Genomic DNA, 26,935 nt, shown 5'->3' with positions numbered 1-26,935 from the left:
AGCACCGTTCGAGTGACGAGTCGCCGAACGGTTCCCCTCCGCTACTCCGCCCGCTCAGCCGGGGACGACCATCCAGCCCAGCACCGGCGTCGACTGCAGGTACACGAGCACGCACATGCCCGCGAGGAACACGATGCTCCAGAGCAGGACGCGGCGGAGGATCTCGCCCTCGCGCCCGCTCATCGCGACCGCCGAGGCCGCGATCGCGAGGTTCTGCGGCGAGATCATCTTGCCGAGCACGCCGCCCGAGCTGTTCGCCGCCGCGAGCAGGATCGGGTCGAGCCCCGCGCCGCGCGCGGCGGTGACCTGCAGCGCGCCGAACAGCGAGTTCGCCGATGTGTCCGACCCCGTGACCGCGACGCCCAGCCAGCCCAGCACCGGGGAGAGGACGGCGAAGAAGCCGCCCGTGCCCGCGAGCAGCCCGCCGAGCGTGAGCGTCTGGCCCGAGGTGTTCATGACGTAGGCCAGCGCGAGCACCGCCATGACGGTGACGATCGCCGTGCGCAGCTGCACGAGCGTGCGCCCGTAGGCGGCGACCGCCGCGCCCGGGCGCAGCCGCAGCACCAGGGCGGTGAGGACGCCGGCGATGAGCAGGATCGTCCCGGCGGCCTCGAGCCAGTTCAGGGTGAAGGTCTGGGTGGACACCGGCTTGCCGGCCTCGGTGACCACGTTGAGCCCCGGCCAGTTGAACTTCGTCGTCGTCGCCCCGAGCGCGTCGTCGACGACCGGGATCTGCTGGATCGAGAACAGCGCGATGATGATCAGGTACGGCATGTAGGCGAGGACCACGTCGCGGCGGCTGTCCCGGGTGTGGTCGTCGTGGTCGGCCCCCTCGGGGGCCTGTGGTGTGCCGGGCTCGTCGCCCGTCGCTGCGCCCCCGGAGCCGCCGGAACCCACGGGCACGGTCTCACGGGTGTCGGACGACGCGGCGGTGGTGACCGCGGCCCGCTGCGGCGGGCGGATGCGCACGAGCAGCACGACGGCCCCGGCCGCGAGCAGCGCCGCGACGATGTCGGTCAGCGGGAGCGAGAGGTAGTTCGACGTGGCGAACTGCGCGATCCCGAACACGAGTCCCGAGACCAGCGCCACCGGCCAGGTCTCCCGGATGCCCTTCCACCCGTCGACGAGCCCCACGAGCACGAAGGGCACGAACACGGCGAGGATCGGGGTCTGGCGACCGACCATGGCACCCAGGGCGTCCTCGGGCAGACCGGTCACGGACGCCAGCGTCGTGATCGGCACCGCGATCGCCCCGAAGGCGACGGGCGCGGTGTTGGCGACCAGGGCCACCACGGCCGCCTTGAGCGGGCTGAACCGCAGGGCGATGAGCATGACGGTGCAGATGGCGACCGGGGTGCCGAAGCCCGCCAGCGCCTCGAGCAGCGCACCGAAGCAGAAGGCGATGATCACCGCTTGGACCCGCTGGTCGTCCGAGACCGAGCCGAACGAGCGGCGCAGGACGTCGAAGTGCCCCGTCACCACGGTCATCTGGTAGATCCAGAGCGCGTTGATGACGATCCACAAGATCGGGAAGAACCCGAACACGGCGCCCTCGGTGCCGGCGAGCAGCGCCTGCCCGACCGGCATCCCGTAGGCGATCACCGCGACGAGCAGCGCGACCGCGAGCCCGATCAGCGACGCCAGCCATGCCCGGACGCGCAGGCCTCCGAGCAGGACGAACAGGGTGAGCAGCGGGAGCACCGCGACCAGCGAGCTCAGCGCCAGCGACCCTCCGAGCGGGGTGTCGTTCTGCACGTACACGGTGCCCACCTCCGAGACGCAGCAGTGCGTTGGTGGCGCAGAGTGCCCGTTCCGTCGCCCCGTGTCGACACGAACCGGTGACGGGCTTTCGGGGAACGGAAACGTCAAGTCTTGGTGAGTTCTCTGGCGGTCGCGCTCCGCGAGGAGCACCCTGCACGCCGTGACGACGACCCCGACAGAGACGACCGGCTCCACCGACCGCCGCTTCTTCGGCCACCCGCTGGCCCTGGGCACCGTGTTCTCGGTCGAGCTGTGGGAACGCTTCTCGTTCTACGGGATGCAGGCCGTCATGGCGTACTACCTGTACTACGCCGTGGCCGAGGGCGGGCTCGGGTTCCCCGAGGAGTCCGCGACGAGCGTCATCGGCGCCTACGGCGGCCTGGTCTACCTCGCGGCCGTGGTCGGCGCGTGGGTCGCCGATCGCCTGCTCGGCGCGGAGCGCACGCTCTTCTTCTCCGCGGTCCTGGTGATGGCGGGCCACCTCGCCCTGGCGATCCTGCCCGGGGTCCTCGGCGTCGCGGTCGGCCTCGTGCTGGTCGCGCTGGGCAGCGGCGGGGTGAAGACGGCGGCGACGACCGTCGTCGGCTCGCTCTACGACCGCAACGACCCGCGCGCCGACGCCGGCTTCTCGATCTTCTACATGGGCGTGAACATCGGCGCGCTCGTCGGACCGCTGCTCACCGGCCTGACCCAGGAGCTCGCCGGCTTCCACTGGGCCTTCGGGCTCGCCGCGATCGGCATGGCGATCGGTCTGACGATCTACACCCTGGGCCGGCGCGGCCTCCCCGCCAGCGCCGCGGTCGTGCCCAACCCGCTGCCCGCCGGCGCCTGGGTGCGCCCGGCCCTCGTCGCGGTCGCCGTCGTCGTGCTCGTCGCCGTCGGCTTCACCACCGGCATCCTCTCGGCGGCCACGCTCTCGACGAGCGTCGCGGTCGTCGTCGCCCTCATCGCGATCGCGATCTTCGCGATCATGCTGAGCAGCCCGAAGGTGGACGACGACGAGCGCAGCCGCGTGCGGGCGTTCATCCCGATGTGGCTCGGCAGCGTGGTGTTCTGGTCGCTGTTCCAGCAGCAGTTCACCGTCGTCACCCTGTATTCCGACACACGCCTGGACCGGAACCTGTTCGGCTGGGAGATGCCGATCGCCTGGGTGAACTCGATCCAGCCCTTCTGGGTCATCGTGCTCGCCCCGCTGTTCGCGCTGCTGTGGACCAAGCTCGGCGACCGGGCCCCGTCGACCGCGGTCAAGTTCGCCCTCGGCGCCGGCCTGATGGGCGTGGCGTTCCTGCTGTTCCTGCCGTGGGCCGGCGGCGGCGTCAACACGACGCCGGTGCTCGCGATCGTGTTCATCCTGCTGGTGTTCACCCTCGCCGAGCTCAACCTCTCGCCGGTCGGGCTCTCGCTCTCGACCCGCGTCGGACCGGCCGCGTTCCGCAACCAGACGGTGGCGCTGTTCTACCTGTCGGTCTCGCTGGGCTCGGCGCTCTCGGGGACGCTCGCCGGCTTCTACTCCCCCGAGACCGAGGGTGCCTACTTCGGCATCGTCGGCGGTGCGGCGATCGTCCTGGGCCTCGCGCTGTTCGCCCTGAGCCCGTGGATCCGGCGGGCGATGCGGGGCGTGCGGTAGAGACGTCCTCGTGGATCCCCTCGAGGAGCACCGCGCCCACCTGCTCGCCGTCGGGTACCGGCTGACGGGCTCGCGGGCCGACGCCGAGGACGCGCTGCAGGACGCGTGGCTGCGGTGGGACCGGCTCGGGCCCGACGGGCGCGACGCGGTGCGCGACGTCCGGGCCTGGCTCGCGACGACCGTGGCGCGCCTGTGCCTGGACCGGGTGCGCTCGGCGCCGGCGCGCCGCGAGAGCTACGTCGGCCCCTGGCTCCCCGAGCCGCTGCTCACCACGGGCCCCGACGACGTCCTCGACGCGGTCGTGGCGGCGGCGGACGTCCGGATGGCGACGATGCTCGTGCTCGAGCACCTCACCCCCGACCAGCGCGTCGCGCTCGTGCTGCACGACACCGTCGGGCTCGGGTTCGACGAGGTCGGCGCGGTGCTCGGCACCACCCCGTCCGCGGCCCGCCAGATCGCGCACCGGGGCCGGCGGCGGGTGCGCGAGGCGGCGCGGGCGGGCGAGCTGCCGGTGCCCGTCGGGGCGCCCGAACAGCGCCGGGTGCTCGACGCCTTCCTCGCCGCCCTCGGTGCCGCCGACGTCCCGGCGCTCGTCGCCGTCCTGCACCCCGACGCCGCGCTGCGCACCGACGGCGGCGGCGTCGTCAAGGCCGCACGCCGGGTGGTGCACGGGGCCGAGAAGATCGCGCGCCTGCTCGTGGCCCTCCTCGACGAGGTCGACCCGGGGGCCCTGTCGTCGATCCGGCCGGTGACCGTCAACGGCGAGGTCGGGATGCTCCTGCCGTCGTCACCCCCGATGGTCGGTGTCCTCACGGTCGTCGACGGGCGGGCGATCGGCGTGCACGTGGTGATGACCCCGGAGAAGCTCAGCTCCTGACCGGCACCTCGCACGCGTCGGCGAAGCCCTGCGCGTGCAGCCCGAGGGCGGCGTTGGCGCGGGCGCGCTGGTTCTCGACGGCCACGTGCTGGGTCAGCTCCACGAGCCCGGCGTGCCCGAGGCGGGCGTCGAGGTCGGCGACCTGGGCGTCGGTGACCGTGATCGGCTGCGCGGTCATGGCGTCGGCGTAGGCGAGGACCGCGCGCTCGTCGTCGTCGAAGGCGGGGTCGTCGGGCGCGCCGTCGGCGGTGGCCCGGCGCAGGTGGTCGAGGTCGAGGCCCTCGTGGAGCCAGAGCATCTCGCCGAAGTCGACGCACCAGGAGCAGCCGACGCGGGTGGCCGTGCGGTACACCGCGAGGTCGCGCAGCCGCGCGGGCAGGACCGTCGCCGACCGTTCCAGCAGCGACTCGCTCACGGCCGCGGTCCAGAACAGGCGCGGGTGGTGGCGCAGGGCGGCGAACGGCTCGGGGACCTCGCCGAAACGGCGGCGCGCGAACGCGTAGGCGAGGCGGCCGAGGACGCCGGCGTCGCGGTCGGGGACGAGGGGGATGCGGGGCATGGGATCTCCTGGGGTCGGTGGGTGACCAGAGGACGGCGCAGCCCCGCGGAACGTGACACGGTGTCGGTCATGGAGGCCTCCGACTTCGCCGATGTCCTGTCCTCGGTCCGCGAGTTCGTGCGCGAGGAGGTGGTGCCGCGCGAGGACGAGATCGAGGCGGCCGACGAGGTCCCCGAGAAGCTGCGCGCGCAGTGCAAGGCGATGGGGCTCTACGGTTTCGCGATCCCCGAGGAGTTCGGCGGCATCGGGCTCTCGATGGCCGAGGAGGTCGAGCTCGCGATGGAGCTCGGCTGGACCACGCCGTCGCTGCGCTCGTTGTTCGGCACCAACAACGGCATCGCCGGCCAGGTCCTGCTCACCGGCGGGACGGCCGAGCAGCAGCAGGAGTGGCTGCCGCGGCTGGCGTCCGGCGCGGTCGTCGCCTCCTTCGCGCTCACCGAGCCCGACGCCGGCTCCGACCCCTCGTCGCTGACGACGAAGGCCGTCCGGGACGGCGAGGAGTTCGTGATCACCGGCGCCAAGCGCTGGATCACCAACGCCCCGCTCGCGGACGTCCTCATGGTCTTCGCCCGCACCGACCCGGACGCTGCGCCCGCCAAGGGCATCTCCACGTTCCTCGTGCCCACGTCGGCGGCCGGGGTGTCGTTCTCCGAGCACGACGCGAAGATGGGCCAGCGCGGCTCGTGGACGTGCGAGGTCTACCTCGACGACGTCCGGGTGCCGGCGGCCAACCTCGTCGGCGGTGAGCAGGGCCTGCACCGCGGCTTCGTCACCGCCATGCGCTGCCTCGCGCACGGGCGCCTGCACATCGCGGCCCTGTGCATGGGCATGGCGGCGCGGCTGGTGCACGAGATGACCGGGTTCGCCCAGGAGCGCGAGCAGGGCGGGCACCGGATCGCCGCGTACCAGCTCGTCCAGGGCCTGGTGGCCGACTCGGTCACCGACTGGCACGCCGGGCGCGCCCTGGTCCGCGAGGCCGCGAAGGCCTACGACGACGGCTCGGACACGACGCTGGGCCCGTCGACGGCGAAGTACTTCTGCTCCGAGGCGGTCGGGCGCATCGCGGACCGGGCGGTGCAGGTCCACGGCGGCTCGGGCTACATGCGCGGCGTGCCGGTGGAGCGGCTCTACCGCGACGCGCGCCTCTTCCGGATCTACGAGGGCACCAGCCAGATCCAGCAGGTGATCATCGCCCGCGGGGTCCTGGGAGGCGCTGCGCGCACGTGAGGGATATGGGTCGCCCTGGCGACCCATATCCCTCACGTGCGTAGCATCCGATCATGGCGCTCGACGGCCGCGTCCTCGCGGCACTCGTCCGGCCCGGTGCGCGGATCGCGCTGGCCGACGGCACGGGCAGCCCCCGCGCCGCGTACCCGCTGCTCTCGGCGCTGGCCCGCGAGCGCGGCGACCTGCGCCTGGTCACCGGCTGGCTGCCGGGTCCCGCCGACGGCCTCGAGCTCGACGCGTTCGCCGACGCGCGCACGGTGATGCCCGGCTGGGGCCTGCGGCGCGCCGCGGACGCCGGGCACGTGCGGGCGGTGCCGGCGCGCCTGTCCGCCGTGCCCGCCCTCGTCGCCGGCCCCCTGCGCCCCGACCTGCTCGTGGTCGCCGCCGCGCCCGGCCCCGTCGGCCCGGTGCTCGGCAGCGAGGCGTCCTGGGTGCGCGCGGTGATCGACCTGGGCGTGCCGGTGGCCGTCGTCCTCGACCCCGAGCTCCCCCGCGCCGTGTCCGGTCCCCCGCTGCCGGACGAGCAGGTGTTCGTGCTCGGCGAGGTGTCCGAGGGCCCGCACGTCGTGGACCCCGCGGAACCGAGCGACGCGCACCGGGCGATCGGGGGTCACGTCGCGGGCCTGCTCACCGACGGCGTGCGCCTGCAGTGGGCGCCCGGCCAGCTCGGCGCGGCGGTCGTCGACGGGGTGCGGGCGGCCGGGGTGCGGGTGCGCGCCGACTCCGGGCTGCTCGGCGACGGCGTCGTGGCGCTCGAGAAGGCCGGGCTGCTGATTGGCGACCCCGTCGCCACCTACCTCGTCGGGTCCCGCGAGCTCTACGCCTGGGCCGACGCCCGCGGGCGCGCCGGCCGCGCCGTCGTGCACCGCATCGAGCACACCCACGACCCCGGACGCCTGGCGGCCGACCCGCCGCTCGTCGCGGTCAACACGGCGGTGGAGATCGACCGTGACGGTCAGGTCAACGTCGAGGGCACGGCGACCGCGCTGGTCGGCGGCATCGGCGGGCACCCCGACTACGCGGCGGCCGCGGCCCGGTCGGCGCGCAGCCTGTCGGTGATCGCGCTCGCCGCGGAGCACCGCGGGCGCTCGACGCGCGTCGAGCGGCTCTCCCGCCCGGTCACCACGGCCTCGCACGACGTCGACGTCGTCGTCACCGAGCACGGCCACGCCGACCTGCGCGGCCTCGACCGTGACGAACGTCGTCGGGCCCTGGACCCGCTGTTCCCGGCCTAGGGTGGGTACGCCTGCACGACAGCACGCGTTCACCCCGCCGACCCCCGGAGGACACCCCATGGCCGACGGCACCGCCACCCCCGCTCGCCCGCACCTCGCCGCCGTGCCCGACGAGACGGTGACCCGCACGCCGCCGCTGCCGTCCGAGACGTCCCCCGAGCCGTGGGAGGCGCCCGACCTGCTCGCCGCCCTCGACGCCGGGGACGAGGAGGCCGTGCACGCCTGGGTCCGCGCGCACACCCCCGAGCCGGAGAGCCTGCTGCTCTACGGGCTCTACGTCGGCGCCGGGATCCTCGGGCTCGTCGAGTGGCCCTCGGTGCTGCTCGCCATGCTCGGCCAGCTGATCGTCGACCGGCGCTTCGGCGGCGTGGAGGCACTCGCGGCCGAGCTGCGCGCCCGCGTGGAGTCGGTGCGGGCGTAGATCAGGAGCGCACGAGGCGGGCGATCGCCGCGGAGGCCTCCTGGACCTTCTCGGCCGCCTCCTCGTCGCCGGCCTTGGCGGCGTCGACGACGCAGCCGCCCATGTGCTCCTCGAGCAGGCCGAGCGCGACGTTCTGCAGGGCCCGCGTCGCCGCGGAGACCTGGGTGAGCACGTCGATGCAGTACTTGTCGTCCTCGATCATCCGCGCGATGCCGCGGACCTGACCCTCGATCCGGCGCAGACGCCGCAGATGGTCGTCCTTGCTGTCCGCGTAGCCGTGCATGACCCTCCTCGCGCCGGGGTGCCGGGTCGAGGCTACCCGGCGGACGAGACCGGCCGGAGGTGATCGCGCGCGGCGCGGGCGACGGCCGACACCGTCTGGCGCGCCTGGTCGTAGCCCGGGGGCTGGCTCGACATCACGGCGACCATGTAGCGCCCGTCGATGATGCCGACCGAGTGCACCTCGGCCCGCGAGGCGATGCAGCACATCCAGCCCTGCTTGACCGGGGTGGCGCCGTCGAGGAAGCCGTAGCCCTGGTCGAACCCGTCGCCGGCCGTCCGGGCCGCCTGCCCCATCGCGCCGAGCATCAGGTCGCGGTCCTGCGCGGGCAGGTCGACCTGGATGTGGCGCAGCAGCTTGACCATGTCGCGCGCCGAGGTCTGCACCTCGCCCCACTGCGAGGAGTCCTCGGGGGTGCTGGTGTCCTCGAGGTCGAGCGACTGCGCCACCCGCGTGATCGCGCCGGGCCCGTCGTACTGGGTCCAGAGGGCGTTCATCGCCGGGTCGCTGCTCACGGTCAGGGCGGCGTGGACCAGGCGCAGGTCGCGGGGGGTCAGCGTCATCTCGCCGTCGCGCTGGCGCTGGAGCATGTCGACGACGACGAAGAGCTTCGCGAGCGACGCCGTGTCGAAGCGCTCCTCGCCGCCCGAGCCCGGGGCCAGCTCGCCGGTCGCGAGGTCGACGGCCGCGATGCCGACCGTGGCGCCGTCGCGTCCCCCCGCCGACTCCGCGGCCGAGACCGCCGAGGCGAGGTCGACCTCCGGCGCCTCGGGGGCGGTCGCGGGGCCGACCGACTCGACCGGCTCGGCGCCGCCCGGGATGGCCTGCAGCAGGCGGTCGGTGGAGGCCAGCGGGTCCGACGAGCCGGTGGACAGCGTCTCGACCGTGACCAGCGTCCCGGCGCAGAGCGCGCCGACCACGGCGGCGCCCAGCCCGACGGGCAGGCCGCGCTTGCGCTTGCGCGGGGCTGCGGTGGGCTGCGGGGTGCGGACCCGGCTCCCGTGCGCGCCACCCGTCCGGCGGGACGGCCGCTCGGTGCTCGTGACGGTCTCGGGGACCTCGGCGGGGAGCGCGACGGGCAGGCCCGGCGAGGTCCCGGTGGCGCGGCCTCGGCGGGGCGGGGCGTCGGCCGGGCGCTCGGTGGTGCGCGGGGGCTCCGCGCGGCGAGGCGCCGGGGCGGCGGGCCGGGCGGGCTGGACCGGCTCTGCCGGCGCCACGTCCGGGCGGCCGTGGCGTCCCGACGGGCGCGGGTCGATTCCGGGCGGCGGGACCAGGGGGGCGCCGACGGGGGGTCCGCCCGCGTGGCGGCCGCCGGGGCGGTCGGCGGGCGGTGGACCGGGTACCCGCGGAGGTGGTGCGGACGGGTACGGCGGCCAGGGTGTCGGCGAGGGTGCCGGCGAGGGTGCCGGCGGCATCGACGCCGGGCCGGCGTCGTACGGCACCGGTCGGCGGTGCGGCGGGGCGACGTGACCGGCGTGCGCCGTCGGGGCGGGCACCCGGCGCACCGGCGGAGCCGTGAGCACGGCCACACCCGTCGCCGGGCCCGTCGGCTCGACCGGCGCGCGATGGCGCGGCGGCGCGGCGACGGAGCCGCCGGAGCCGGCTGGACGAGGGGTTCCCGGTGGTCCGTCCGGCCCCGGCCGCGGCGGCGGCCGGTAGGAGGTCACGGTTGCATCACACCACCTCGCTCCCCGTGATCGACGACCCCCCGCCCGAAACGGCGACACGGTTTGACAGCCATACCCCCCAGGGGTACCAACGCGGAGGAGAGAGAGGGAGGCCCCGATGAGTGCACCGCCCACCTGGGACGCGCCGGCCCGCGACACGTCGCGCGTCGAGCTGGCGATCACCGGGATGACGTGCGCGTCGTGTGCCGCCCGCATCGAGAAGCGTCTCAACAAGCTCGACGGCGTCCGCGCGGGCGTCAACTTCGCCACCGGCACGGCCTCGGTCGAGCACCCGGCCTCGGTCGGTGTCGACGACCTGGTCGCGACCGTCGAGAAGCTCGGCTACGGCGCGGCCCCGCCGTCCGCCCGCCCGGACGACGCGGCCCCCGGCCCCGACCGCGCCGACGTCCTGCGCCACCGCCTGCTGGTCAGCATCGCGCTGACGCTGCCGGTCGTGGTGCTCGCGATGGTGCCCGCGTGGCAGTTCACGAACTGGCAGTGGCTCTCGGCGATCCTCGCCGCCCCCGTCGTCGTCTGGGGCGGGCAGGACATCCACCGCGCCGCGTGGACGAACCTGCGCCACGGCGCGGCGACGATGGACACGCTGGTGTCGGTCGGCACGCTGGCCGCGCTGGGCTGGTCGTTCTACGCCCTCTTCCTCGGCGGCGCCGGGATGCCGGGCATGACCCACCCGCTCTCTCTCACCGCCGACGCCGGCCCGGACGCGCTCTACCTCGAGGTCGCCGCCGCGGTGACGACGTTCGTGCTGGCCGGGCGCTGGTTCGAGGCCCGCGCCACGCGCCGCGCCGGCGACGCCCTGCGGGCCCTGCTCGACCTCGGCGCCAAGGACGTGGCGGTGCGCCGCGACGGGCGCGAGGAGCGCATCCCGGTCGAGCGGCTGGTCGTCGGCGACGAGTTCGTCGTGCGCCCCGGCGAGACCGTCGCCACCGACGGCGTCGTCGTCGAGGGTCGCGCCGCCGTCGACGCGAGCGCGATGACCGGCGAGTCCGTCCCGGTCGAGGTCGCCCCCGGGGACGCGGTCAGCGGCGCGACGGTCGCCGTCGGCGGGCGCCTGGTGGTCCGTGCGGACGCGGTCGGCGCCGACACCCAGCTCGCCCGGATCGCGCGCCGCGTCGCCGAGGCCCAGAACGGCAAGGCCGCCGCCCAGCGCCTCGCCGACCGCGTCTCGGCGGTGTTCGTCCCCGTCGTCATCGCGCTCTCGCTCGGCACGCTCGCGGTCTGGCTGCTCGCCGGCGCGGGCTCGTCGGCGGCGTTCACCGCGGCGGTCGCGGTCCTCATCATCGCCTGTCCCTGCGCGCTGGGCCTCGCGACGCCGACGGCGCTGATGGTCGGCACCGGACGCGGCGCCCAGCTCGGCATCCTGCTGCGCGGGCCCGAGGTCCTCGAGTCCACCCGGCGCGTCGACACCGTCGTCCTCGACAAGACCGGGACGGTGACCACCGGGGAGATGAGCCTGTCCGGGGTCGTCGCGCTGCCCGGGGTCGAGGAGGACGAGCTCCTGCTGCGGGCCGGCGCGCTCGAGGACGCCTCGGCGCACCCGGTCGCCCGCGCCGTGGCCGACGCCGCCCGCGCGCGCCTCGGTGACCTGCCCGCCGCCGTCGACGTCGTGAGCCGCGACGGGCTCGGGGTGACGGGGACCGTCGACGGCCGCGCGGTCGTCGTCGGTCGCGGCCGCCTTCTCGACGAGCGGGGCGTGCCGTCCGACGGTGCCCTCGCGGACGCCGTCGCCGAGGTCGAGGCGGGCGGGTCCACGCCGGTGTGCGTGGCCTGGGCCGACGAGCTCGGGGTCCTGCGGGCCCGTGGCGTGCTCGCCGTCGCCGACACGGTGCGCGACACCTCCGCCGAGGCGGTCGCGGCCCTGCACGCGCTCGGTCTGCGCACGGTCCTGCTCACCGGCGACCACGCGACCGTCGCCCGCACCGTCGCCGACCGCGTCGGCATCGACACCGTCGTCGCGGGCGTGCTGCCCGACGGGAAGGCCGACGAGATCGCGCGCCTGCAGGACACCGGCGCCGTGGTCGCGATGGTCGGCGACGGGGTCAACGACGCCGCCGCCCTCGCGCGGGCCGACCTCGGGCTCGCGATGGGCACCGGGTCGGACGCGGCCATCGAGGCCGGCGACCTGACCCTGGTCCGCGGCGACCTGCGCCTCGTCCCGGACGCCCTGCGCCTTGCCCGGCGCACGCTGCGGACGATCGAGGGCAACCTCTTCTGGGCCTTCGCCTACAACGTCGCCGCGCTGCCGCTGGCCGCGCTCGGCCTGCTCAACCCCATGATCGCCGGTGCCGCGATGGCCTTCTCGAGCGTCTTCGTGGTCGCCAACAGCCTGCGCCTGCGCCGCTTCACGTGATCTAGCCTGGAGCGCGTGCGGCACGCGTTCGGCACCACCTTCGACGTCGACGACGTCTACCTGAACACCCCGTCCATCGGCGTCCCGCCGCAGCCCGTGGTCGAGGCGGTGTCGACCGCGGTCAGCGCGTGGGGGCGCGCGCAGACCACCGCGCCGCAGTTCGACGGCGCCGTCGCGACCGCCCGCGCCGCGTTCGCGCAGCTCGTGGGCGTCCCGCCGTCGTCGGTGGCGCTGGGCACCACGGTGTCCGGGCTGCTCGGGCTCGTGGCTGCCTCGCTGCCGCCGGGGGCGCGGGTGCTCACCGCCGACCGCGAGTTCACGAGCGTGACCTTCCCCTTCGTGTCCGCCGGCCACGAGGTCGTCGAGGTGGCGCTCGACGAGCTGCCCGAGCGCACCGGGGCCGCGGACGTCGTCGCGGTCAGCGTGGTCGCGTCGGTCGACGGCGGCATCGTCGACCTCGAGGCCCTGCGCGCCGAGGTCGGCCCCGACACCCTCGTCGTCCTCGACGCGACCCAGTCGCTGGGCTGGCTGCCCGCCGACCTCGGCTGGGCCGACGTGGTCGTCGCCGGCGGCTACAAGTGGCTCCTCGCGCCCCGCGGTGCGGCGTGGATGGCGCTCTCGGACCGGCTCGCCGAGCGCGTCACCCCCGTGCAGTCCGGCTGGTACGCGGGCGGGTGGGACGCGATCTACGGCCTCCCGCTGCGCCTGCACCCCGACGCCCGGCGCTTCGACCTCTCCCCCGTGTGGCTCGCCCAGGTCGGCGCGGCGGTGTCCCTGCCGTGGCTCGCGTCGCTGGACGCCGAGGAGGTCCGCGACCACGCCGTGGGCCTCGCCAACCGCGTCCGCCGGGGTCTCGACCTGCCCGCCGGCGAGTCGGCGATCGTCGCCGTCCGCCACCACGGCGCCGCCGACCGCCTCGCTGCCGCCGGCGTCCGCTGCGCGGTCCGGGGCGGCGCCGCCCGCCTGGGCTTCCACCTGCACAACACCGACGCCGACGCGGACACGGTGCTCGAGGCGCTGAGCTGACCGGTCCGGCCGGAGCTCTCCAGAACGATCTCTCGACGGTGCATCCAGGGCACCGCCGTGACGGCACGCCCGGGAGATCGAACTGGCGAGCACTCCTGTGCCCTCCCCCGTGCGGCCAGCACGGTCCGCATGATCGACAGGGCGCAGGCCTGCCGACCGTGCCGTTCGCGACTGCTCAGTCGCGCGGGTACTGCTGCGGGGCCGTGACGCCGCAGTGGGTGCACGACTCCGTCGGGAAGCGGGGCGGGGTCGTCGGCGGGTCCGCCGGGCCCCGGCGTGGGCGCAGCAGCACCGCGGAGAGCACCGCCCCCGCGACGAGCAGGCCCGCCGAGATCGTCATCGCCGCGCGGTAGCCCTCGGAGAAGGCGGGCGGGTCGGTGTAGTCCTGCCCGGAGATGCCCGCGACGGCCGGGATCAGCGCCACCGCGAGGAGGCCCGCGGCGCGGGCGATCGCGTTGTTGACGCCGGAGGCGATGCCGACGTGGCGGTCGTCGGCGGCGTCGAGGACGGTCGCGGTGAGCGGGGCGACGGTGCCCGCGAGGCCGAGCCCGAAGAGCGCCACGGCCGGCAGCACGTCGACGAGGTACGACGCGCCGGGCCCGATCCTCCCGAGCAGGAGCATCCCGGTCGCGGCGAGCAGGAGCCCGATCGTCATCGGCCAGCGCGGCCCGATGCGCTGCGCGAGGCGCCCGGAGCGGGCCGAGAGCAGCAGCATGATCACGGTGATCGGCAGCATCGCCGTGCCGGCCGCGAGCGGGCTGAACCCGGCGACCACCTGGAGCTGCAGCACCACGAGCACGAAGTTGACGCCGAGCGCCCCGTAGACGAGCAGGGTGACGACGTTGGCGCCGGTGAACCGGGCGTTCGCGAAGAGCTCGCCGGGCACGAGCGGCGCCCGCGACCGGCGCTCGGCGAGCACGAAGGCGACGAGGGAGAGCACGCCGACCGCCCCGGTCACGATCACCACGGGCGTGACGCCGTCCTCGCCGGCGGCGGTGAGCGCCCAGGTCAGCGCGCCGAGACCGGCGACCGCGAGGACGGTGCCCGGGACGTCGAGGTGCTGGGTGGCCTGGGGGTCGCGGGACTCGGGCACGTGGCGCAGCGCCACGACCACCACGATCGCGGCGAGGGGGAGGTTGATGAGGAAGACCGCGCGCCAGGTCCACTCGACGAGGAAGCCGCCGAGGAACGGCCCGACGGCGCCGGCCACGCCCCCGAGCCCCGACCAGGCCCCGATCGCCGCCGCGCGGTCGCCGCCGTGGAAGGACGCCGAGATCAGCGCGAGGCTGCCCGGGGTGAGCAGCGCGCCGCCGACGCCCTGCAGCGCGCGCCCGGCGATGAGGAACTCCACCGACGGCGCCAGCCCGCACAGCGCCGAGGCCAGCGCGAACCACACGACGCCGATGACGAAGATCTTGCGGCGCCCGAAGCGGTCGCCCAGCGAGCCCCCGAGCAGGATCAGGCCGGCGAGCGTGAGCGTGTAGCCGTTGATCGTCCACTGCAGCGCCGCGAAGCTCGCGTCGAACTCCGCGCCGATCCGCTCGAGCGCGATGTTGACCACCGTCGAGTCGAGCATCGCGAGCCCGGACCCGAGCACCGTCGTCAGCAGGATCCAGCGGCCCCGGGCGGAACCCATGCGGACGTCCTCGGGGGCGGTGTCGCTCACCGGGTCAGCATGACCGCCTCACTGGTAGGTGACGAGATCCGGGGGCGGCGAGAGCCCGAGCGTCTCGGCGGGCGAGAGCGTCGGGGTGTCCTCGTCGTAGAAGAGCTTGAAGCCGGGGTGCAGCTGCCCGGGCCGCCGGAGCTGCGCGTACTTGCCGCGCTTGTTCTCCGGCGCCCCGAACCCGTCGATGTGCTGGACCACCGCGAGCCCGGGCGGGGTCGCGAGCTGCTCGGGCTCGGTGATCATCGACGCCGTGAACTGGTGCAGGACGAACAGCTTCTGCGGCAGGTCGCCGTCGGTCACGATCGCCGAGAGCCACGCCGACACCGCGTTGACCTCGGCCGCCGACACCCCGCCGATGACCTCCCCGGGCACCTCGCCCGGCGCCATCCGCCACTCCGGGTCGAGGGCGAGCCCCACGTCCGGCTCCCGCAGCAGCGGCTCCCAGACGCGCACGGCGGACAGGAAGTCGCTGGTCCCGGGCTGGACGTCGAGCACGAGCAGCTGCCCGCGGGTCCGCGCGGCGTCGAGGTAGGTGCGCGCGGCGTCGGGCGTGATGTCGGTCGAGTAGTCGCCCTCGAGACCGGGCGTCGCGTTCGCGACGGTGACGATCAGCTCCATGGCCGGCAGCACCGTGCGCCCCGGGGTGGCGAACGCCGCGGCGACCTCCTCGAGCCGCTCGCCCGCCTCGTCGGGCGTGCCCTCCCCCAGCACGCCGAGCGCGTCGGTGCCCGCGGTGCCGTAGAACGCGACGACCCGGTGCTGCGGGAAGATCGTCCGCCCGCCCCGGGGCAGCTCCCGCGGGGGTGGCGACGGCGCCGCGACCGGCGCGGGCGGGACCGGTCCGGGCCGTTCCTCCTCCCCCGCCGCGGGCGCGGCGCAGCCCGCCACGGCCAGCAGGAGAGCGAGGATCAGCACGCAGGGACGAGAACGCGGCACGAATCCCCCGACGGTCGCGACCGGATGGACGGAAGAGTCCTCCTGTGACGCTAGGGACCGCTGTGGCGCAGGGCGATCCGCCGAGGAGGCGGACCCGGGACCACACACGCTCCCGGCTACCGTGCACCCATCGTGACGACCGGCCGCCCGTCCTCCCTGACGCTGCCCTTCGACGGGCTCGATCAGCTCAGCACGGGTCAGACGCAGGCCACCCTGGTGATCCTGGGTGGTCTCGTGGCCCTGCTCGTCGTCGGTGTGCACGGCACCTGGCGGCTCGCCCGCAACGTCGTCACGATCGCCCACGAGGGCGGCCACGCCCTGGTCGCGATCTGCTCGGGGCGGACGCTCACGAAGATCCTGCTGCACTCGGACACCTCGGGCGTCACGGTGTCGAAGGGCCGGCGGGACGGGCCGGGCATGGTCGCGACCGCCGCCGCGGGGTACGCGACCCCGCCGGTCCTCGGGATCGGCGCGGCGGCCCTGGTCGCGGCGGACGCGATCTCGGCCATGCTCGTCATCGCGGTGGTCCTGCTGCTCGCGACGCTGATCCTCATCCGCAACGCCTACGGCGTGCTGTCGGTGGCGCTGACCGGCGCGGTGTTCGTGGTCGTCGCGGTCTACGGCTCGGCGAACGTGCAGTACGGGTTCGCGTGCTTCGTGACCTGGTTCCTCATCATCGGCGGGCTGCGCACGGTGCTCGAGGTGCAGCGCAAGCGCTCCCGGCGCCGCGCGCCCGACTCCGACGCCGACCAGCTCGAGCGCCTCACCGGCGTGCCCGCGGGCGTCTGGGTGGCGCTGTTCCTGCTGGTCGGCGTGTTCTCGCTGCTCGGGGCGGGGCGCCTGCTCGTGGTCTGGCCGCCCGTCTAGCGCCCCTGCAGGACGCAGTCCCCGCACGTGCCGCCGCCGGGCACGCGGTAGTAGAGGCAGCAGGTCGTCCGCCGGAACCCGAGGCCGCTGGGGTGCTGGGGTTCGGGGACGAAGCGCCCGAGGCCCGCGAACGGCTCCTGGGTGAGCACGCCGCGGGCGAGCGAGAGCGCGGCGGCGTGGCGATCGGGGCGCGCGGCGCCGAAGACCCGCACCGCCCCGCCGAGCGCCCCCGCCGCGTTGCCCCACAGCACGCGCGCCGACACCGACGCCCGCGCCCGCAGGCCCGCGACCACCGGGGCGACGTGCTCGTCGGCCAGCGCGCGGGCGAACGCCGCCGCGGCCTCCGGGTCGTCGGGCGCGCCGAGCTCGGTCCCCGTGAGCCGCTCGGGGTCGGCCCAGAGCGGGATCGGGCCGCCGGCCCACGGGCGCGCGTGCAGGACCGACGCGGGCGAGAGGTCGGGCAGGACCCCGGCCGCGGCGCAGGCGAGCAGCACGGACACCGAGCGGGAGACCAGCGACTGGCCGAGCAGGGACGCGGCGATCCGCCGGTCGGCGCCGAGCCCGTCGGCTACGGCCGCGATCCGCTCCTCGATCGGGTCGGGACCGCTCGCCGGCACCGTCAGCAGCGACGCGAGCGGGCGCCACGACGGGTCGGCGCCCTCGGCGGCCCGCGTGGAGATCGCGAAGAACCCGTCGACGGCGTCGGACTCCGCGAGGACCGTCCGGACCCGGTCGGCGTCGGCGTTCGGGGCAGCACGGGGCCCGGTGATGTTGCCCCGTCGGCCGGTCGTCTCGCTGCTCACCGCCGACCATGCTGACGGACATGACCCCCGGAGGCACGTGCGGCCGTGACGCACGGTCCGGTCTGCCGGGTTCGGGGAGGTCGGTCCTCCGCCGTTCGGGGCCGTTCGGTTAGGTTCGTCGCCATGCTCGACTCCGGCGTTCGTCTCGCCGCAGCCTCCCTCCCCGTCGGTGTCCCCGTCGTGGTGGGCCTCGTGGTGGCGTTGCTGCGCCGGCGGGAGCTCCCCGCGGTGTCGACCCCGGCGATCGCCGGCCTCGCCGTCCAGCTCGTGGTCGTCCTCATCTCGACGTTCCTCGTGGCCGCCACGTCGCTCGACGCCTTCGGCCTGTCGCCCGAGACCCTGCTGCCGCTCTCGAGTGTGCTCGGCTTCGTGGTGATCCTGCTGCAGGTCGTGTCCTGGACGCTGCTGCTCATCGCGCTGTTCCGGCGCCTCCCGGCCGCCGCCGAGCCGTCGCAGCCCCAGCCGCAGCGGGAGGACCGCACCCCGACCGGCCGCCACGCCCTCGTCGACGACCGCGGCGACCAGGTCATCGCGGAGGCGGGCACCACCTTCCTGCCGGTCGGCGCGGGCGCCGGCCCGCGGACCGGCCCCCGGCCCGTGACGGGCCCGCCCTCCGGACCGCCGCCGGGCTCGCCGCACGCTGCGCCCCAGGGCCCGCCGCACGGTCCCCCGCAGGGACCCCCGCCCGGGAGGCCGTCGGGTCCCCCGCGCGGGATGCCGCCGGGTCCCTCCTCCCCCGAGAGCTCGCCGCTGCCCCCGATCCCGGTGCCCGTCCCCGGAGTCCGGGCGGCGGAGCGGGAGGACGGCGTGGACCCCGTCGACGACGAGCCCGCCGACACCGAGACCTTCGCGGCCACCGACCTCCGCGCGCCGGAGGCCCCCGAGCAGGACACCCCCGCCCAGGAGGAGGCCGAGGAGGAGCTCGAGGAGACCCCCGAGGACGCGGCGGAGGAGAGCGCCGAGGAGCCCGTCGCGGACGACGACCGCTACCCGGGCTACCTGCAGGACGCCCCGGAGAGCGCCGCCGACGAGGACGAGGCCGACGACACGACCACCGAGTACCCGGGCTACCTCGAGGGGGTCGCCCCGGAGGACGCCGAGGAGGCGCCGGACACGCCGGACACGCCGGGCGCCGAGGACACGCCTCCCGGCGAGGACGTCGACGAGGAGCCGGTGGCCGACGCGGACGCGGAGCCCGCCGACGGGACCGACACCGCCGCCGAGAGCGACGACGCTGGCGCGGACGACGACGGCGCGACCGATCAGAACGGCGTCGCCCCACCGACCACCGGGAACGGCGCCGCGGGCGGCCACCCCTGGTTCGACCCCGACGGCGAGGCCGCCCGGACTCAGCCCGAGCGGCGCTGAGCGCTCCGGGACTCGAGGTCGAGCAGGGCGCGCTTGCGCTCGACGCCGCCGCCGTAGCCGGTGAGCGAGCCCGTCGAGCCGATGACGCGGTGGCACGGCACGACGATGCTGATCGGGTTGCGGCCGTTGGCGAGCCCCACCGCACGCACGGCGGTGGGCTGCCCGATCGCCGCGGCCAGCTCGCCGTAGGTCACGGTCGCGCCGTACGGGATCTCGCGCAGCGCCGCCCAGACGCGCTGCTGGAACGGGGTGCCGCCGGCCGTCGTCGCGAGGTCGAAGTCGGTGAGCTCGCCGTCGAAGTAGGCGGCGAGCTGCTCGCGGGCGGCGGGCAGGCCGTCGTCGTCGCGGGCGCCGAGGGTCTCCGCGGCGGGGCCGTGCCGGTGCTCGGTCATGTAGAGCCCGGAGAGCACGCCGTCGTGCGCTCGCAGGGTCAGCGGACCGAGCGGGCTCTCGAGCACGGTGTGCGTGACGGTCACGGCCCCCATCACACCAGGAACGCGAGGACGAGCACCGCGAGGCCCGCGGGGACGTCGAGCGCCACGCAGGCCTCGGCCAGCGACGGCGAGACCTGGTCGCGGTGCCGGCGCAGGTGCCAGAGGTCCCAGGCGCCGTGCCCGACGAGCGTCAGGGCGGCGAGGACCAGGCCGGGGCCGGGCGGGAGCGCCAGCGCCACGAGCGCGAGGAGGCCGTAGACCACGAACCCCGCCGTCTGGCGGGCGAGCGCCGGCCGGGCAACGCCGCGCACCACCCCGAGCACGAGCAGTGCGGCGCCCGCGACGGCGTTGACCAGGGTCGGCGAGATCGCGAGCAGGCGGGACGCCACCACGAGGACGGAGCCCACCGCGACCCAGACCCACGCCATCCACGGTCGCGAGAACGCGGCCGCGGCGACGTAGCAGGACGCGGCGAGCACGACGACCATCGCGAGGTCGGCGGCGGTGGCGGGGCCGGCGAGCACCATCGCGGCGGCGGCGAGCAGGCCGACCGCCACGGGCCAGCGCCGGGCGACCGCGCCGAGCGCGCCGTGGGTGTGGGGGGCGTGCGAGGAGGTGGTCATGGCGACGACCGTGGCGCAGGAGCAATACCCCCTGGGGGTATCCGGCGAGACCTGTCCGGATTCCTGCGGAACGGGTCCGGACGGACACGCCGGGAGCTAGGGTCCGAGCATGGCACGGGCGACGGTGGTGGTCGGGTACGACGACGCCGAGCTGCTCGACATCGCCTGCATCACCTCCACGCTCGCCGCGGCCCGCGACGTCGGCGCCGACCCGGCCTACACGGTCACCCTCCTCACGCCGGGCGGCCGGACGATGACGTGCCGGCCCGGCCTGCAGCTCGCGGCCCACGGGGCGCTCGAGCAGCACACCGGCGCCGTCGACACCCTCGTCGTGGCGGGCGGCTTCGGTGCCGAGCGCGCCGCCGCCGACCCGGTGCTGCTCGCGCACGTCCGGCGCCTCGCCCGTGACGCCCGCCGGGTCGCGTCGGTCTGCACCGGCGCACACGTCCTCGCCGCGGCCGGGCTGCTCGACGGGCGCCGCGCCACCACCCACTGGGTGTTCGCCGCCGACCTCGCCCGCGCCTACCCCGCCGTCGACGTCGACCCGGACCCGATCTTCGTGCGCGACGGCCGGATCGCCACGTCGGCGGGGGTGACCAGCGCTCTCGACCTCGCGCTGTCGTTCGTCGACGAGGACCACGGGCCGGTGATCGTCCGGCGGGTCGCCCGGGCGCTCGTCACCTACCTGCAGCGGCCGGGGACCCAGGCGCAGATGAGCGTGCACGTCGCCGCCCCGGCGCCCGCCGACGACGTCGTGCGCCGCGCCGTGGACCACGTGGCCGGGCACCTCGACGCCGACCTCGGCGCCGCCGCCCTCGCCGACCACGCCGGGGTCAGCGAGCGCCACCTCGCCCGGCTGTTCCGCAGCCACCTCGGGCGCACCCCCGCCGAGCACGTGCGCCGCGCGCGCACCGAGGCCGCCGCCGCGCTCGTCGCCACCTCCGACGTCCCGCTGGCGCGGGTCGCCGCGCGCTGCGGCTTCCGGTCGACCGAGACGATGCGAACCGCGTTCCTCGAGGTCTACGGACGCACGCCCTCGGAGCACCGGCGCGCGTTCGTCACCGCTCCGTGAGGGCCTCGACGGACGGCTGGTCGATCGTGAGGGGTGTGCACGCCTCCTCGTGGTCGGCGTGCTCGACGGCCTCGATCTGCAGCGTGCTGTGGTGCAGGCCGAAGCGGTCGCGCAGCACGGTCGAAGCCCGGTCGAGCACGCCGTGCTCCCCGCAGTCGGCGGTGGCGCAGCCGTCGTCGGAGATGACGAGGTGCGCCGAGACCGCGGGGCTGCGGTCGTTGATCGCCCAGACGTGCAGGTCGTGCACCTCGGCGACGCCCTCGACGGCCAGCAGCTCCCGGTGCACGTCGTCGACGTCGATGCCCGCCGGGGCACCCTCGAGCAGGACGTGCCCGGTCTCGCGCAGCAGGGAGACGGTGCGCGGCAGGAGGATCGCGACGATCACCAACGAGGCGACGGTGTCGGCGTAGGCCCAGCCGGTGGTCAGGGTGACGACGGCGGCGGCGAGCACGGCGACCGAGCCCAGCGCGTCGCCGAGCACGTGCAGCGCCGCACCCCGGACGTTCATCCCGCCGCTGCCGCGCTGGAGCACGACCAGCGACACGAGGTTGCCGACGAGGCCGACGACGCCGTAGAAGAGCAGCCCGCCGCCGGGCACCTCGGTCGGCGTCGCGATCCGCTCGACGGCCTCGACGGCGACCCAGACAGTGACCCCGAGCAGCAGCACCGCGTTCACCGCGGCGCCGAGGACCTCGGCGCGGCCGAGCCCGAAGGTCCGCCGGATGCTCGGCGGGCGCACGGCGAGGGCGGAGGCGATCAGGGCGGTGGCGAGGGCGATGACGTCGGTGCCGACGTGGCCCAGGTCGGCGAGCAGCGCGAGCGAGCCGGTGACGATCGCGCCGACCGCGCCCACGACCGCGACGAGGGCGGTGACGCCGAGCGCGACACCCAGGCGCCGGCGGTCGTCGCCGCCGCTGCCGTGACCATGGCCGTGTCCCACGCCGCCGACGATACATGCACGGTTTCGCATGGGACACGGGACGTGCCGCGGACCTCACCGGTCTCCTCACGGCGCGCTCACACCGGCCCTAGAGTGTGCCGGTGAGCGTCAATCCCTGGCTCGCCGTCACCGGCGGCACCGCCGGTCCGGGCTACGCCGCCCGCTTCGCCGCCCTGGAGGAACAGGGCGAGGACCTGCACGGGGAGGCCCGCCGCGTCCACGCGCTGCTCGACGGCCGGCCCTCCGACGTCCTCGACGCCGGCTGCGGCACCGGGCGTGTCGCGATCCACCTCGCCCGGCTCGGGCACCGGGTCACCGGCGCCGACCTCGACGCCTCGATGCTCGCCGAGGCCCGCGCGGCGGCCCCGGAGCTCGACTGGCGCCTCGCCGACCTCGCCGACCCCCTCCACCTCGACCACCCCCTCGACGCCGTGGTGGCCGCCGGCAACCTGTGGCCGCTGCTCACGCCCGGGACGCACGCCGCGGTGGTCGCGCACCTCGCCGGCCACCTGCGCCCGGGCGGGCTGCTCGTCGCCGGCTTCGGCCTCGACGCCGACCACGTGCCGTTCACGCTGCCCGACGACGTGCCGTTCCCGGGTCTCGACGACTACGACGCCGCGTGCGCCGCCGCCGGCCTCGACCTGCAGGTGCGCACCGCCGACTGGGACGGCGCCGAGCCCTACGACGGCGGCGGCTACGCCGTCAGCGTGCACCGGCGACCGGCGTCATGACCGAGGACCTCGGCCCGACCCTGCTCGTCGTCTTCGTCGTCGCGCTCGGCGTCACGGCCCTCGCGCGGCGCTTCTCGTTCTCGGCGCCGCTGGTCCTCGTGGTCGTCGGGCTCGCGATCTCGTTCGTGCCCGGCGTCCCGTCGGTGCCGCTGGACCCCGACCTCGTGCTCTTCCTCGTGCTCCCGCCGCTGCTCTACTCCGCGGCGCTGGAGAGCTCGACACTGCGGCTGCGCGAGAACATCCGGCGGATCGGCCAGCTCGCGGTCGGCCTCGTCGTGTTCACGACGGCGCTGGTCGGCGTGGCCGCGTGGTTCCTGGTGCCCGAGCTGCCGCTGGCGAGCGCGCTGGTACTCGGCGCCGTGGTCGCGCCGCCGGACGCCGTCGCCGCCGCGTCGATCGGGCGGCGCCTCGGCCTCCAGCGCCGGATCATGACGATCCTCGAGGGCGAGAGCCTGCTCAACGACGCGACCGCGCTGACCCTGTTCCGGGTCCTGCTCGCGGCCGCGATCGCGCCGATGGCCGTCAGCACCGGCGCGACGATCCTGGAGGGCCTCGGCGAGTTCGCGCTCGCGGCGGTCGGCGGCGTGGCGATCGGCGGCGCCGCGGGCTGGCTGCTGCACCGCGTGCGGATGAAGCTCAACGACGGCGCGCTCGAGAGCTCGGTCGGCCTGCTCGTCCCGTTCGCGATCTACCTGCTCGCCGAGGAGCTGCACACCTCCGGCGTGCTCGCGGTGGTCATCGCCGGGCTCTACCTCGGGCACAAGGCGACCGAGGCCGGCTACGCCACGCGCCTGCAGGACCAGGCCGTCTGGAAGGCGCTCGACACGCTGCTCGAGGCGCTGGTCTTCGCCCTGATCGGGCTGCAGCTGCGGATCGTCTACGACGGCCTCGGCGACGACAAGCTGCGCATCGTCGGGGTGTCGCTGGCCCTGCTCGCGGTCACCGTGATCGCCCGCTTCGTGTGGGTCTTCCCGACGATCTACCTCCCGCGCGTGCTGCCGAAGGTGCGACGGCGCGGACCACCCATGCCCTGGCGGGTGCCCTTCATCATCTCCTGGGCGGGCATGCGCGGCGTGGTCACGCTGGCCGCGGCGTTCGCGATCCCGCACGGCATCAACGGCGACCAGGCCATGCCGGGCTACAACGTCGTCGTGTTCGCGGCGTTCGTCGTCACGGTCGGCACCCTGCTGCTCCAGGGCCTGACGCTGCCGACGCTGATCCGGCGCCTGCACGTGCGCGACAAGGGCGCCCAGCGCGACGTGCTCGACGAGGCCGCCGCGAAGCAGGCCGCCGCCGAGGCCGCGCTGGGCCGCCTCGACGAGCTGACCGACGACGGCACCCCGCAGCACGTCACCGAGCAGCTGCGGACGTGGGCCCAGCACCGCTCCAACGGCGCGTGGGAACGCCTCGGGCGCCCCGACGAGGAGATCGGCGAGGCGCCCTCGGTCGCGTTCACCCGGCTGCGCCGCGCGATGCTCGGCGCCGAGCGCGAGACGTTCGTGCGCTTCCGCGACATGGGCCGCATCGACGAGGGCATCCTGCGCGACATGCTCCGCGAGCTGGACTACGAGGAGGCGATGCTGGACCGCTGAGCGGTGTGGCTAGACCTCGGTCTTGAGGATGCAGATCGCGAGGTGGGCGGCCTCGACGGATTCCCGGGCCGCCCCGCCGAGGCCCGGGTCCGCCGCCGCGGCCGCCTTCGCGCTGTCCGCCGCCTGCTCGAGCTCGATCACCGCGTCGCGGGCCTCGTCGTCGGGGACCTGGCCCGCCTTGTCCGCCTTGCTGAGGAACTCCCGCACCACGGCCACGGTGACGACGGAGGCACCGGTGTCGCCCTCGGTGTCACGCATGGCGGTGGCGGTCTTGGAGCGGCAGTCGTCGAGGCGGGCACGGATGTCGGTGGTCGCGAGCACGGTGGCCTCCCGGGCCTGGTGGTGGTGGTGCCACCCCATTCACGACGGAACGTGACGATCGCGACAGGGCGTGAACTACGTACGCACGACCACCGGCGGCGGGAGCAGGCCCAGGAGCTGGGCGCGCTGTACGGCGGCGAGGCGGTCGGCGACGCCGAGCTTCGCGTAGACCCGCTGCAGGTGCTTCTGGACGGTCCGCTCCCCCACCGTCAGGCGGCGCGCGATCGCCCGGGCGGTGGCTCCGGTGGCGAGCATGTCGAGCACGACGCTCTCGCGGGGCGTCAGGCCGACCTCCTCGGCGGTCGGGACGGCCATCGGCCCGGTCCGCGTCGTCCACCGGGCGTGCGCGGCGATCTGGCGGTCGAGCCCGACGAACACGCGCTGCAGGCGGCGCAGCTGGTCCATCTCGCACGGCGAGTAGGGATCGGGGCGGCCGACGAGGAACGACCGGTTGGACCCGCCGGTCAGGCAGACCGGCAGGGACGCCTGGGCGACGACGTCCGGGCTGAACACGTCCCGGCAGGCGGTCCGCCAGCGCTCGTGGACGCCGTGGTCGGCGAACCGCTCGGGCACGTCGGCGACCTGGACGGCCTCGGCGCGGCCGGTCGCGAGGTAGTACCGCAGCAGCGGGTGGTCGACGGGCGCCTGCTCGCGGCCCCATCGCAGCGCCTCCTCGAGTCGGTCCTCGTAGAGGTCGGCCGGCCACCGGTACTGGTCGATCGGCCCGCCCGGGTCCTGCGCGTAGAACGTGGCCGCCGGCGCGCCGAACGAGCACGCGAGCATCGGCAGGATCCGGTCGACGGGCCAGCGCGTCAGCGGGCGGGTGATCAGGTCCGCGACGAGCTCGAGCCACTCCCCCTCGCGCTGGATGGTCTCCATCGCCGACCCCGTCCCCCGTGACCCTCGCGCGCGAGAGGGTCCTCCGGTCGGCGGGCGGGTCGCTACCCGCCGTCACCCGATGCGTCGCGCGCAACCACTCGTTCGGCCCAGGGCCGGGCGTGCACCTCGACCGGCAGCGCCATCAGCACCACCAGCGCCCGGCGCTGCCGTTTCAGCGGCAGGCGGGCGAAGAACAGCGAGTCCAGGGGGTACCAGAGCCCGATCCACGCGATGACGAGGAAGACGCCGTTGCCGAGGAGGTTCTGGAAGAACTCGGGGACGTCGGGGGCGAGGAAGTCGGTCGAGAACGCCAGGCCGATCAGGAACAGCGGGATGCCCGGGCGCAGCGCGGCGACCGCCAGGCGCCGCTGCAGCCCGGCGTCCCGCGCGACGCTCTCGAGGCGCCGCAGGCACCACCGCCGCAGCCCGTCGGCGAGGCGCGTCCGGACGGCCTCGACGTCGCCGTCGGCCACGACGCCGGGCGGCAGGGTCATGACGATGCGGTCGAGCCCGCGCCGGGGACGGCGGCGGGCCAGGAGCACCTCGAACATCTCCTCGGCGCCCGGGATCGTCCGCCCGAGGTCGTCGTCGAGCAGGTCGGCGGGCTCGACCGTCACGAGGTCCTCGGGCCGGCCGAGGTGCACCACGAGATCGCTCACACCGCCCACCGCCGATCGGTCGTGAACGCGACGACCACCGAGCGCTCGTGCCCGAGCACCTCCAGACGGTCGTGCAGCGCCTGCCGGACGACGTCACCGTCGGCCACCGTGTGCACGGACGATCCCTCCCCCACCACGTAGTCGACCTCGACGTCGACGCGACCGCCCACCTTCGACGCCCGCAGGAACGCCTCGGCGAGCCCGAACTGCTCCCGTACCGCCTCGACCGCCTCGTCGAGCTCCGCCTGCGTGTCCCTGGGCGGCGACATCGCGAGGATCTCGCGCATCCCGCCCCCGATGAGCCGGGCCGGGATGCGCAGGAACAGCAGCGACACCACGACGACCATCGCCGGGTCGACGTAGGCGGCGAGGTCCGGCCGGCCCGCCGACACCAGGACCACGGCGATCACGAAGCCGACGAGCACGCCGATCGAGAGCAGGGTGTCGCCGAACCACTCCGCCGCCTCGGCGCGCACGAGGTCCGAGCGCCCGCCGCGGCGCATCAGCAGCGTGACGACGGCGCCGGCGACCGTCGCGACGATCGCGTAGGCCAGCGCCCAGCCCGTCGAGACCTCCCGGCCCCCGGCGAGCAGGTCGGCGATCCCCCCGACGACCGCGTAGACGCAGAGCGCGCCCAGCGCGGCCGCCTTGATCACCACGACGAGCGGCTCCCAGGCCTCGCGACCCCACGGGTAGCGCTCGTCCGGGCCGCGCCGCGAGGTCCGCAGCGCCACGACCGCCAGCATCGAGAGCCCGATGCTCACGAACGACGAGAGGCCATCGAAGACGATCATCGACGAGCCGCTGAGCACGCCCCACACCGACGACAGCACGGCGAAGCCCGCGGACGCCCACACCGAGAGCAGCAGCAGCCGACGGTCGCGGCGGCCGGCGTCGGCGGTGCCCCCGGCGTCTCCGGCGTCCTCGCTCTCCACGTCGTTGATCGTGGCCGTCGCGGCGCGCCACGTCGAGACTTTCGATCACCCAGAG

General features: G+C 75.3%; 26 protein-coding genes. 12 read left to right on the top strand and 14 right to left on the bottom strand.

From position 1 onward, the window contains the following. Positions 1-54: 54 nt before the first annotated feature. Positions 55-1,761 (bottom strand): L-lactate permease, encoded by a 1,707-nt coding sequence (locus EV188_RS29045; RefSeq protein ID WP_133829814.1) that lies wholly within the window; start codon positions 1,759-1,761, stop codon positions 55-57. Positions 1,762-1,921: 160 nt separating this feature from the next. On the opposite strand from EV188_RS29045, the gene EV188_RS29040 reads away from it, so the two are divergent. Continuing rightward, complete coding sequence (locus tag EV188_RS29040) at positions 1,922-3,388, top strand: peptide MFS transporter (RefSeq protein WP_208114415.1); 1,467 nt, start codon at positions 1,922-1,924, stop codon at positions 3,386-3,388. Between the two features lie 10 nt (positions 3,389-3,398). Then, a complete protein-coding gene (gene sigJ, locus EV188_RS29035) occupies positions 3,399-4,265 on the top strand; it encodes an RNA polymerase sigma factor SigJ (RefSeq protein ID WP_133829812.1) in 867 nt (288 codons plus the stop codon). Here sigJ and EV188_RS29030 read toward each other — a convergent pair. Continuing rightward, the gene (locus EV188_RS29030) at positions 4,255-4,824 is read right to left on the bottom strand and encodes a carboxymuconolactone decarboxylase family protein (protein WP_133829811.1); all 570 of its coding nucleotides are present in this window, start codon (positions 4,822-4,824) and stop codon (positions 4,255-4,257) included. The two genes, sigJ and EV188_RS29030, sit on opposite strands and share 11 nt — an antisense overlap. Positions 4,825-4,893: 69 nt before the next feature. Here EV188_RS29030 and EV188_RS29025 point away from each other — a divergent pair, with 69 nt between their 5' ends. From EV188_RS29025 to EV188_RS29015, 3 genes are read left to right on the top strand one after another with little or no spacing between them, the layout of a single operon-like run. Beyond that, entirely contained in the window at positions 4,894-6,051 is a 1,158-nt protein-coding gene (locus tag EV188_RS29025) for an acyl-CoA dehydrogenase family protein (protein ID WP_133829810.1), read from the top strand. A gap of 53 nt (positions 6,052-6,104) precedes the next feature. Continuing rightward, the gene (locus tag EV188_RS29020) at positions 6,105-7,286 is read left to right on the top strand and encodes an acetyl-CoA hydrolase/transferase C-terminal domain-containing protein (RefSeq protein ID WP_133829809.1); all 1,182 of its coding nucleotides are present in this window, start codon (positions 6,105-6,107) and stop codon (positions 7,284-7,286) included. Between the two features lie 58 nt (positions 7,287-7,344). Continuing rightward, positions 7,345-7,707, top strand: coding sequence for a hypothetical protein (locus EV188_RS29015; protein ID WP_133829808.1), 363 nt, complete (start codon positions 7,345-7,347; stop codon positions 7,705-7,707). Between the two features lies 1 nt (position 7,708). On the opposite strand, the gene EV188_RS29010 is transcribed toward EV188_RS29015, so the two are convergent. Together EV188_RS29010 and EV188_RS29005 are read right to left on the bottom strand one after the other, a co-directional pair. After that, a complete protein-coding gene (locus tag EV188_RS29010; RefSeq protein WP_133829807.1) occupies positions 7,709-7,990 on the bottom strand; it encodes a metal-sensitive transcriptional regulator in 282 nt (93 codons plus the stop codon). A gap of 32 nt (positions 7,991-8,022) precedes the next feature. Next, positions 8,023-9,204, bottom strand: a complete 1,182-nt coding sequence (locus EV188_RS29005) for a serine hydrolase (RefSeq protein ID WP_133829806.1) — start codon at positions 9,202-9,204, stop codon at positions 8,023-8,025. A 568-nt stretch (positions 9,205-9,772) separates the two neighbouring features. On the opposite strand from EV188_RS29005, the gene EV188_RS29000 reads away from it, so the two are divergent. Beyond that, the gene (locus tag EV188_RS29000) at positions 9,773-12,025 is read left to right on the top strand and encodes a heavy metal translocating P-type ATPase (RefSeq protein ID WP_133829805.1); all 2,253 of its coding nucleotides are present in this window, start codon (positions 9,773-9,775) and stop codon (positions 12,023-12,025) included. A gap of 15 nt (positions 12,026-12,040) precedes the next feature. After that, the gene (locus EV188_RS28995) at positions 12,041-13,051 is read left to right on the top strand and encodes an aminotransferase class V-fold PLP-dependent enzyme (protein ID WP_133829804.1); all 1,011 of its coding nucleotides are present in this window, start codon (positions 12,041-12,043) and stop codon (positions 13,049-13,051) included. A gap of 175 nt (positions 13,052-13,226) precedes the next feature. Here EV188_RS28995 and EV188_RS28990 read toward each other — a convergent pair whose 3' ends face one another. Both EV188_RS28990 and EV188_RS28985 read right to left on the bottom strand, forming a co-directional pair. Beyond that, positions 13,227-14,687 (bottom strand): MFS transporter, encoded by a 1,461-nt coding sequence (locus EV188_RS28990; protein ID WP_133829852.1) that lies wholly within the window; start codon positions 14,685-14,687, stop codon positions 13,227-13,229. A 48-nt stretch (positions 14,688-14,735) separates the two neighbouring features. Then, positions 14,736-15,635, bottom strand: coding sequence for a hypothetical protein (locus EV188_RS28985; RefSeq protein WP_133829803.1), 900 nt, complete (start codon positions 15,633-15,635; stop codon positions 14,736-14,738). Positions 15,636-15,788: 153 nt separating this feature from the next. Here EV188_RS28985 and EV188_RS28980 point away from each other — a divergent pair, with 153 nt between their 5' ends. Beyond that, on the top strand, positions 15,789-16,523 hold the full coding sequence (locus tag EV188_RS28980) for a M50 family metallopeptidase (RefSeq protein WP_243742079.1): 735 nt from the start codon (positions 15,789-15,791) through the stop codon (positions 16,521-16,523). On the opposite strand, the gene EV188_RS32045 is transcribed toward EV188_RS28980, so the two are convergent. Then, entirely contained in the window at positions 16,520-17,326 is an 807-nt protein-coding gene (locus EV188_RS32045; protein WP_166660148.1) for a (2Fe-2S)-binding protein, read from the bottom strand. The two genes, EV188_RS28980 and EV188_RS32045, sit on opposite strands and share 4 nt — an antisense overlap. 123 nt (positions 17,327-17,449) lie before the next feature. Here EV188_RS32045 and EV188_RS32040 point away from each other — a divergent pair, with 123 nt between their 5' ends. Beyond that, on the top strand, positions 17,450-18,694 hold the full coding sequence (locus EV188_RS32040) for a hypothetical protein (RefSeq protein WP_166660147.1): 1,245 nt from the start codon (positions 17,450-17,452) through the stop codon (positions 18,692-18,694). On the opposite strand, the gene EV188_RS28965 is transcribed toward EV188_RS32040, so the two are convergent. Further along, positions 18,676-19,170, bottom strand: a complete 495-nt coding sequence (locus tag EV188_RS28965; RefSeq protein ID WP_243742078.1) for a methylated-DNA--[protein]-cysteine S-methyltransferase — start codon at positions 19,168-19,170, stop codon at positions 18,676-18,678. The two genes, EV188_RS32040 and EV188_RS28965, sit on opposite strands and share 19 nt — an antisense overlap. An 8-nt stretch (positions 19,171-19,178) precedes the next feature. Further along, positions 19,179-19,751, bottom strand: coding sequence for a hypothetical protein (locus EV188_RS28960; RefSeq protein ID WP_133829799.1), 573 nt, complete (start codon positions 19,749-19,751; stop codon positions 19,179-19,181). A gap of 109 nt (positions 19,752-19,860) precedes the next feature. On the opposite strand from EV188_RS28960, the gene EV188_RS28955 reads away from it, so the two are divergent. Further along, positions 19,861-20,823 carry a GlxA family transcriptional regulator gene (locus EV188_RS28955; RefSeq protein WP_133829798.1) on the top strand — a complete coding sequence of 321 codons (963 nt, stop codon included), beginning with the start codon at positions 19,861-19,863 and terminating at the stop codon, positions 20,821-20,823. Here EV188_RS28955 and EV188_RS28950 read toward each other — a convergent pair. Beyond that, positions 20,810-21,763: a cation diffusion facilitator family transporter gene (locus EV188_RS28950; protein WP_243742077.1), complete on the bottom strand. Its 954-nt coding sequence runs from the start codon at positions 21,761-21,763 to the stop codon at positions 20,810-20,812. The genes EV188_RS28955 and EV188_RS28950 overlap by 14 nt on opposite strands. A 101-nt stretch (positions 21,764-21,864) precedes the next feature. Between EV188_RS28950 and EV188_RS28945 the strand changes: the two genes are divergently transcribed. Continuing rightward, positions 21,865-22,494 carry a class I SAM-dependent methyltransferase gene (locus EV188_RS28945; RefSeq protein ID WP_133829797.1) on the top strand — a complete coding sequence of 210 codons (630 nt, stop codon included), beginning with the start codon at positions 21,865-21,867 and terminating at the stop codon, positions 22,492-22,494. Next, positions 22,491-24,086, top strand: coding sequence for a Na+/H+ antiporter (locus tag EV188_RS28940; RefSeq protein WP_133829796.1), 1,596 nt, complete (start codon positions 22,491-22,493; stop codon positions 24,084-24,086). The genes EV188_RS28945 and EV188_RS28940 overlap by 4 nt, the downstream gene beginning before the upstream one ends. Positions 24,087-24,095: 9 nt before the next feature. Here EV188_RS28940 and EV188_RS28935 read toward each other — a convergent pair whose 3' ends face one another. The 4 genes from EV188_RS28935 to EV188_RS28920 form a co-directional block, all read right to left on the bottom strand. Beyond that, a complete protein-coding gene (locus EV188_RS28935) occupies positions 24,096-24,446 on the bottom strand; it encodes a hypothetical protein (protein ID WP_133829795.1) in 351 nt (116 codons plus the stop codon). Positions 24,447-24,482: 36 nt separating this feature from the next. Next, positions 24,483-25,286 (bottom strand): helix-turn-helix transcriptional regulator, encoded by an 804-nt coding sequence (locus EV188_RS32840; RefSeq protein ID WP_243742076.1) that lies wholly within the window; start codon positions 25,284-25,286, stop codon positions 24,483-24,485. 62 nt (positions 25,287-25,348) lie between these two features. Next, the gene (locus EV188_RS28925; RefSeq protein ID WP_133829794.1) at positions 25,349-25,945 is read right to left on the bottom strand and encodes a hypothetical protein; all 597 of its coding nucleotides are present in this window, start codon (positions 25,943-25,945) and stop codon (positions 25,349-25,351) included. Then, the gene (locus tag EV188_RS28920) at positions 25,942-26,880 is read right to left on the bottom strand and encodes a cation diffusion facilitator family transporter (RefSeq protein ID WP_133829793.1); all 939 of its coding nucleotides are present in this window, start codon (positions 26,878-26,880) and stop codon (positions 25,942-25,944) included. The genes EV188_RS28925 and EV188_RS28920 overlap by 4 nt, the downstream gene beginning before the upstream one ends. Between the last annotated feature and the right edge of the window lie 55 nt (positions 26,881-26,935).

Origin of the sequence: Actinomycetospora succinea, from assembly GCF_004363095.1 — a bacterium.
Lineage (GTDB): Bacteria > Actinomycetota > Actinomycetes > Mycobacteriales > Pseudonocardiaceae > Actinomycetospora > Actinomycetospora succinea.
This window is presented reverse-complemented; position numbering and strand designations above follow the sequence as displayed.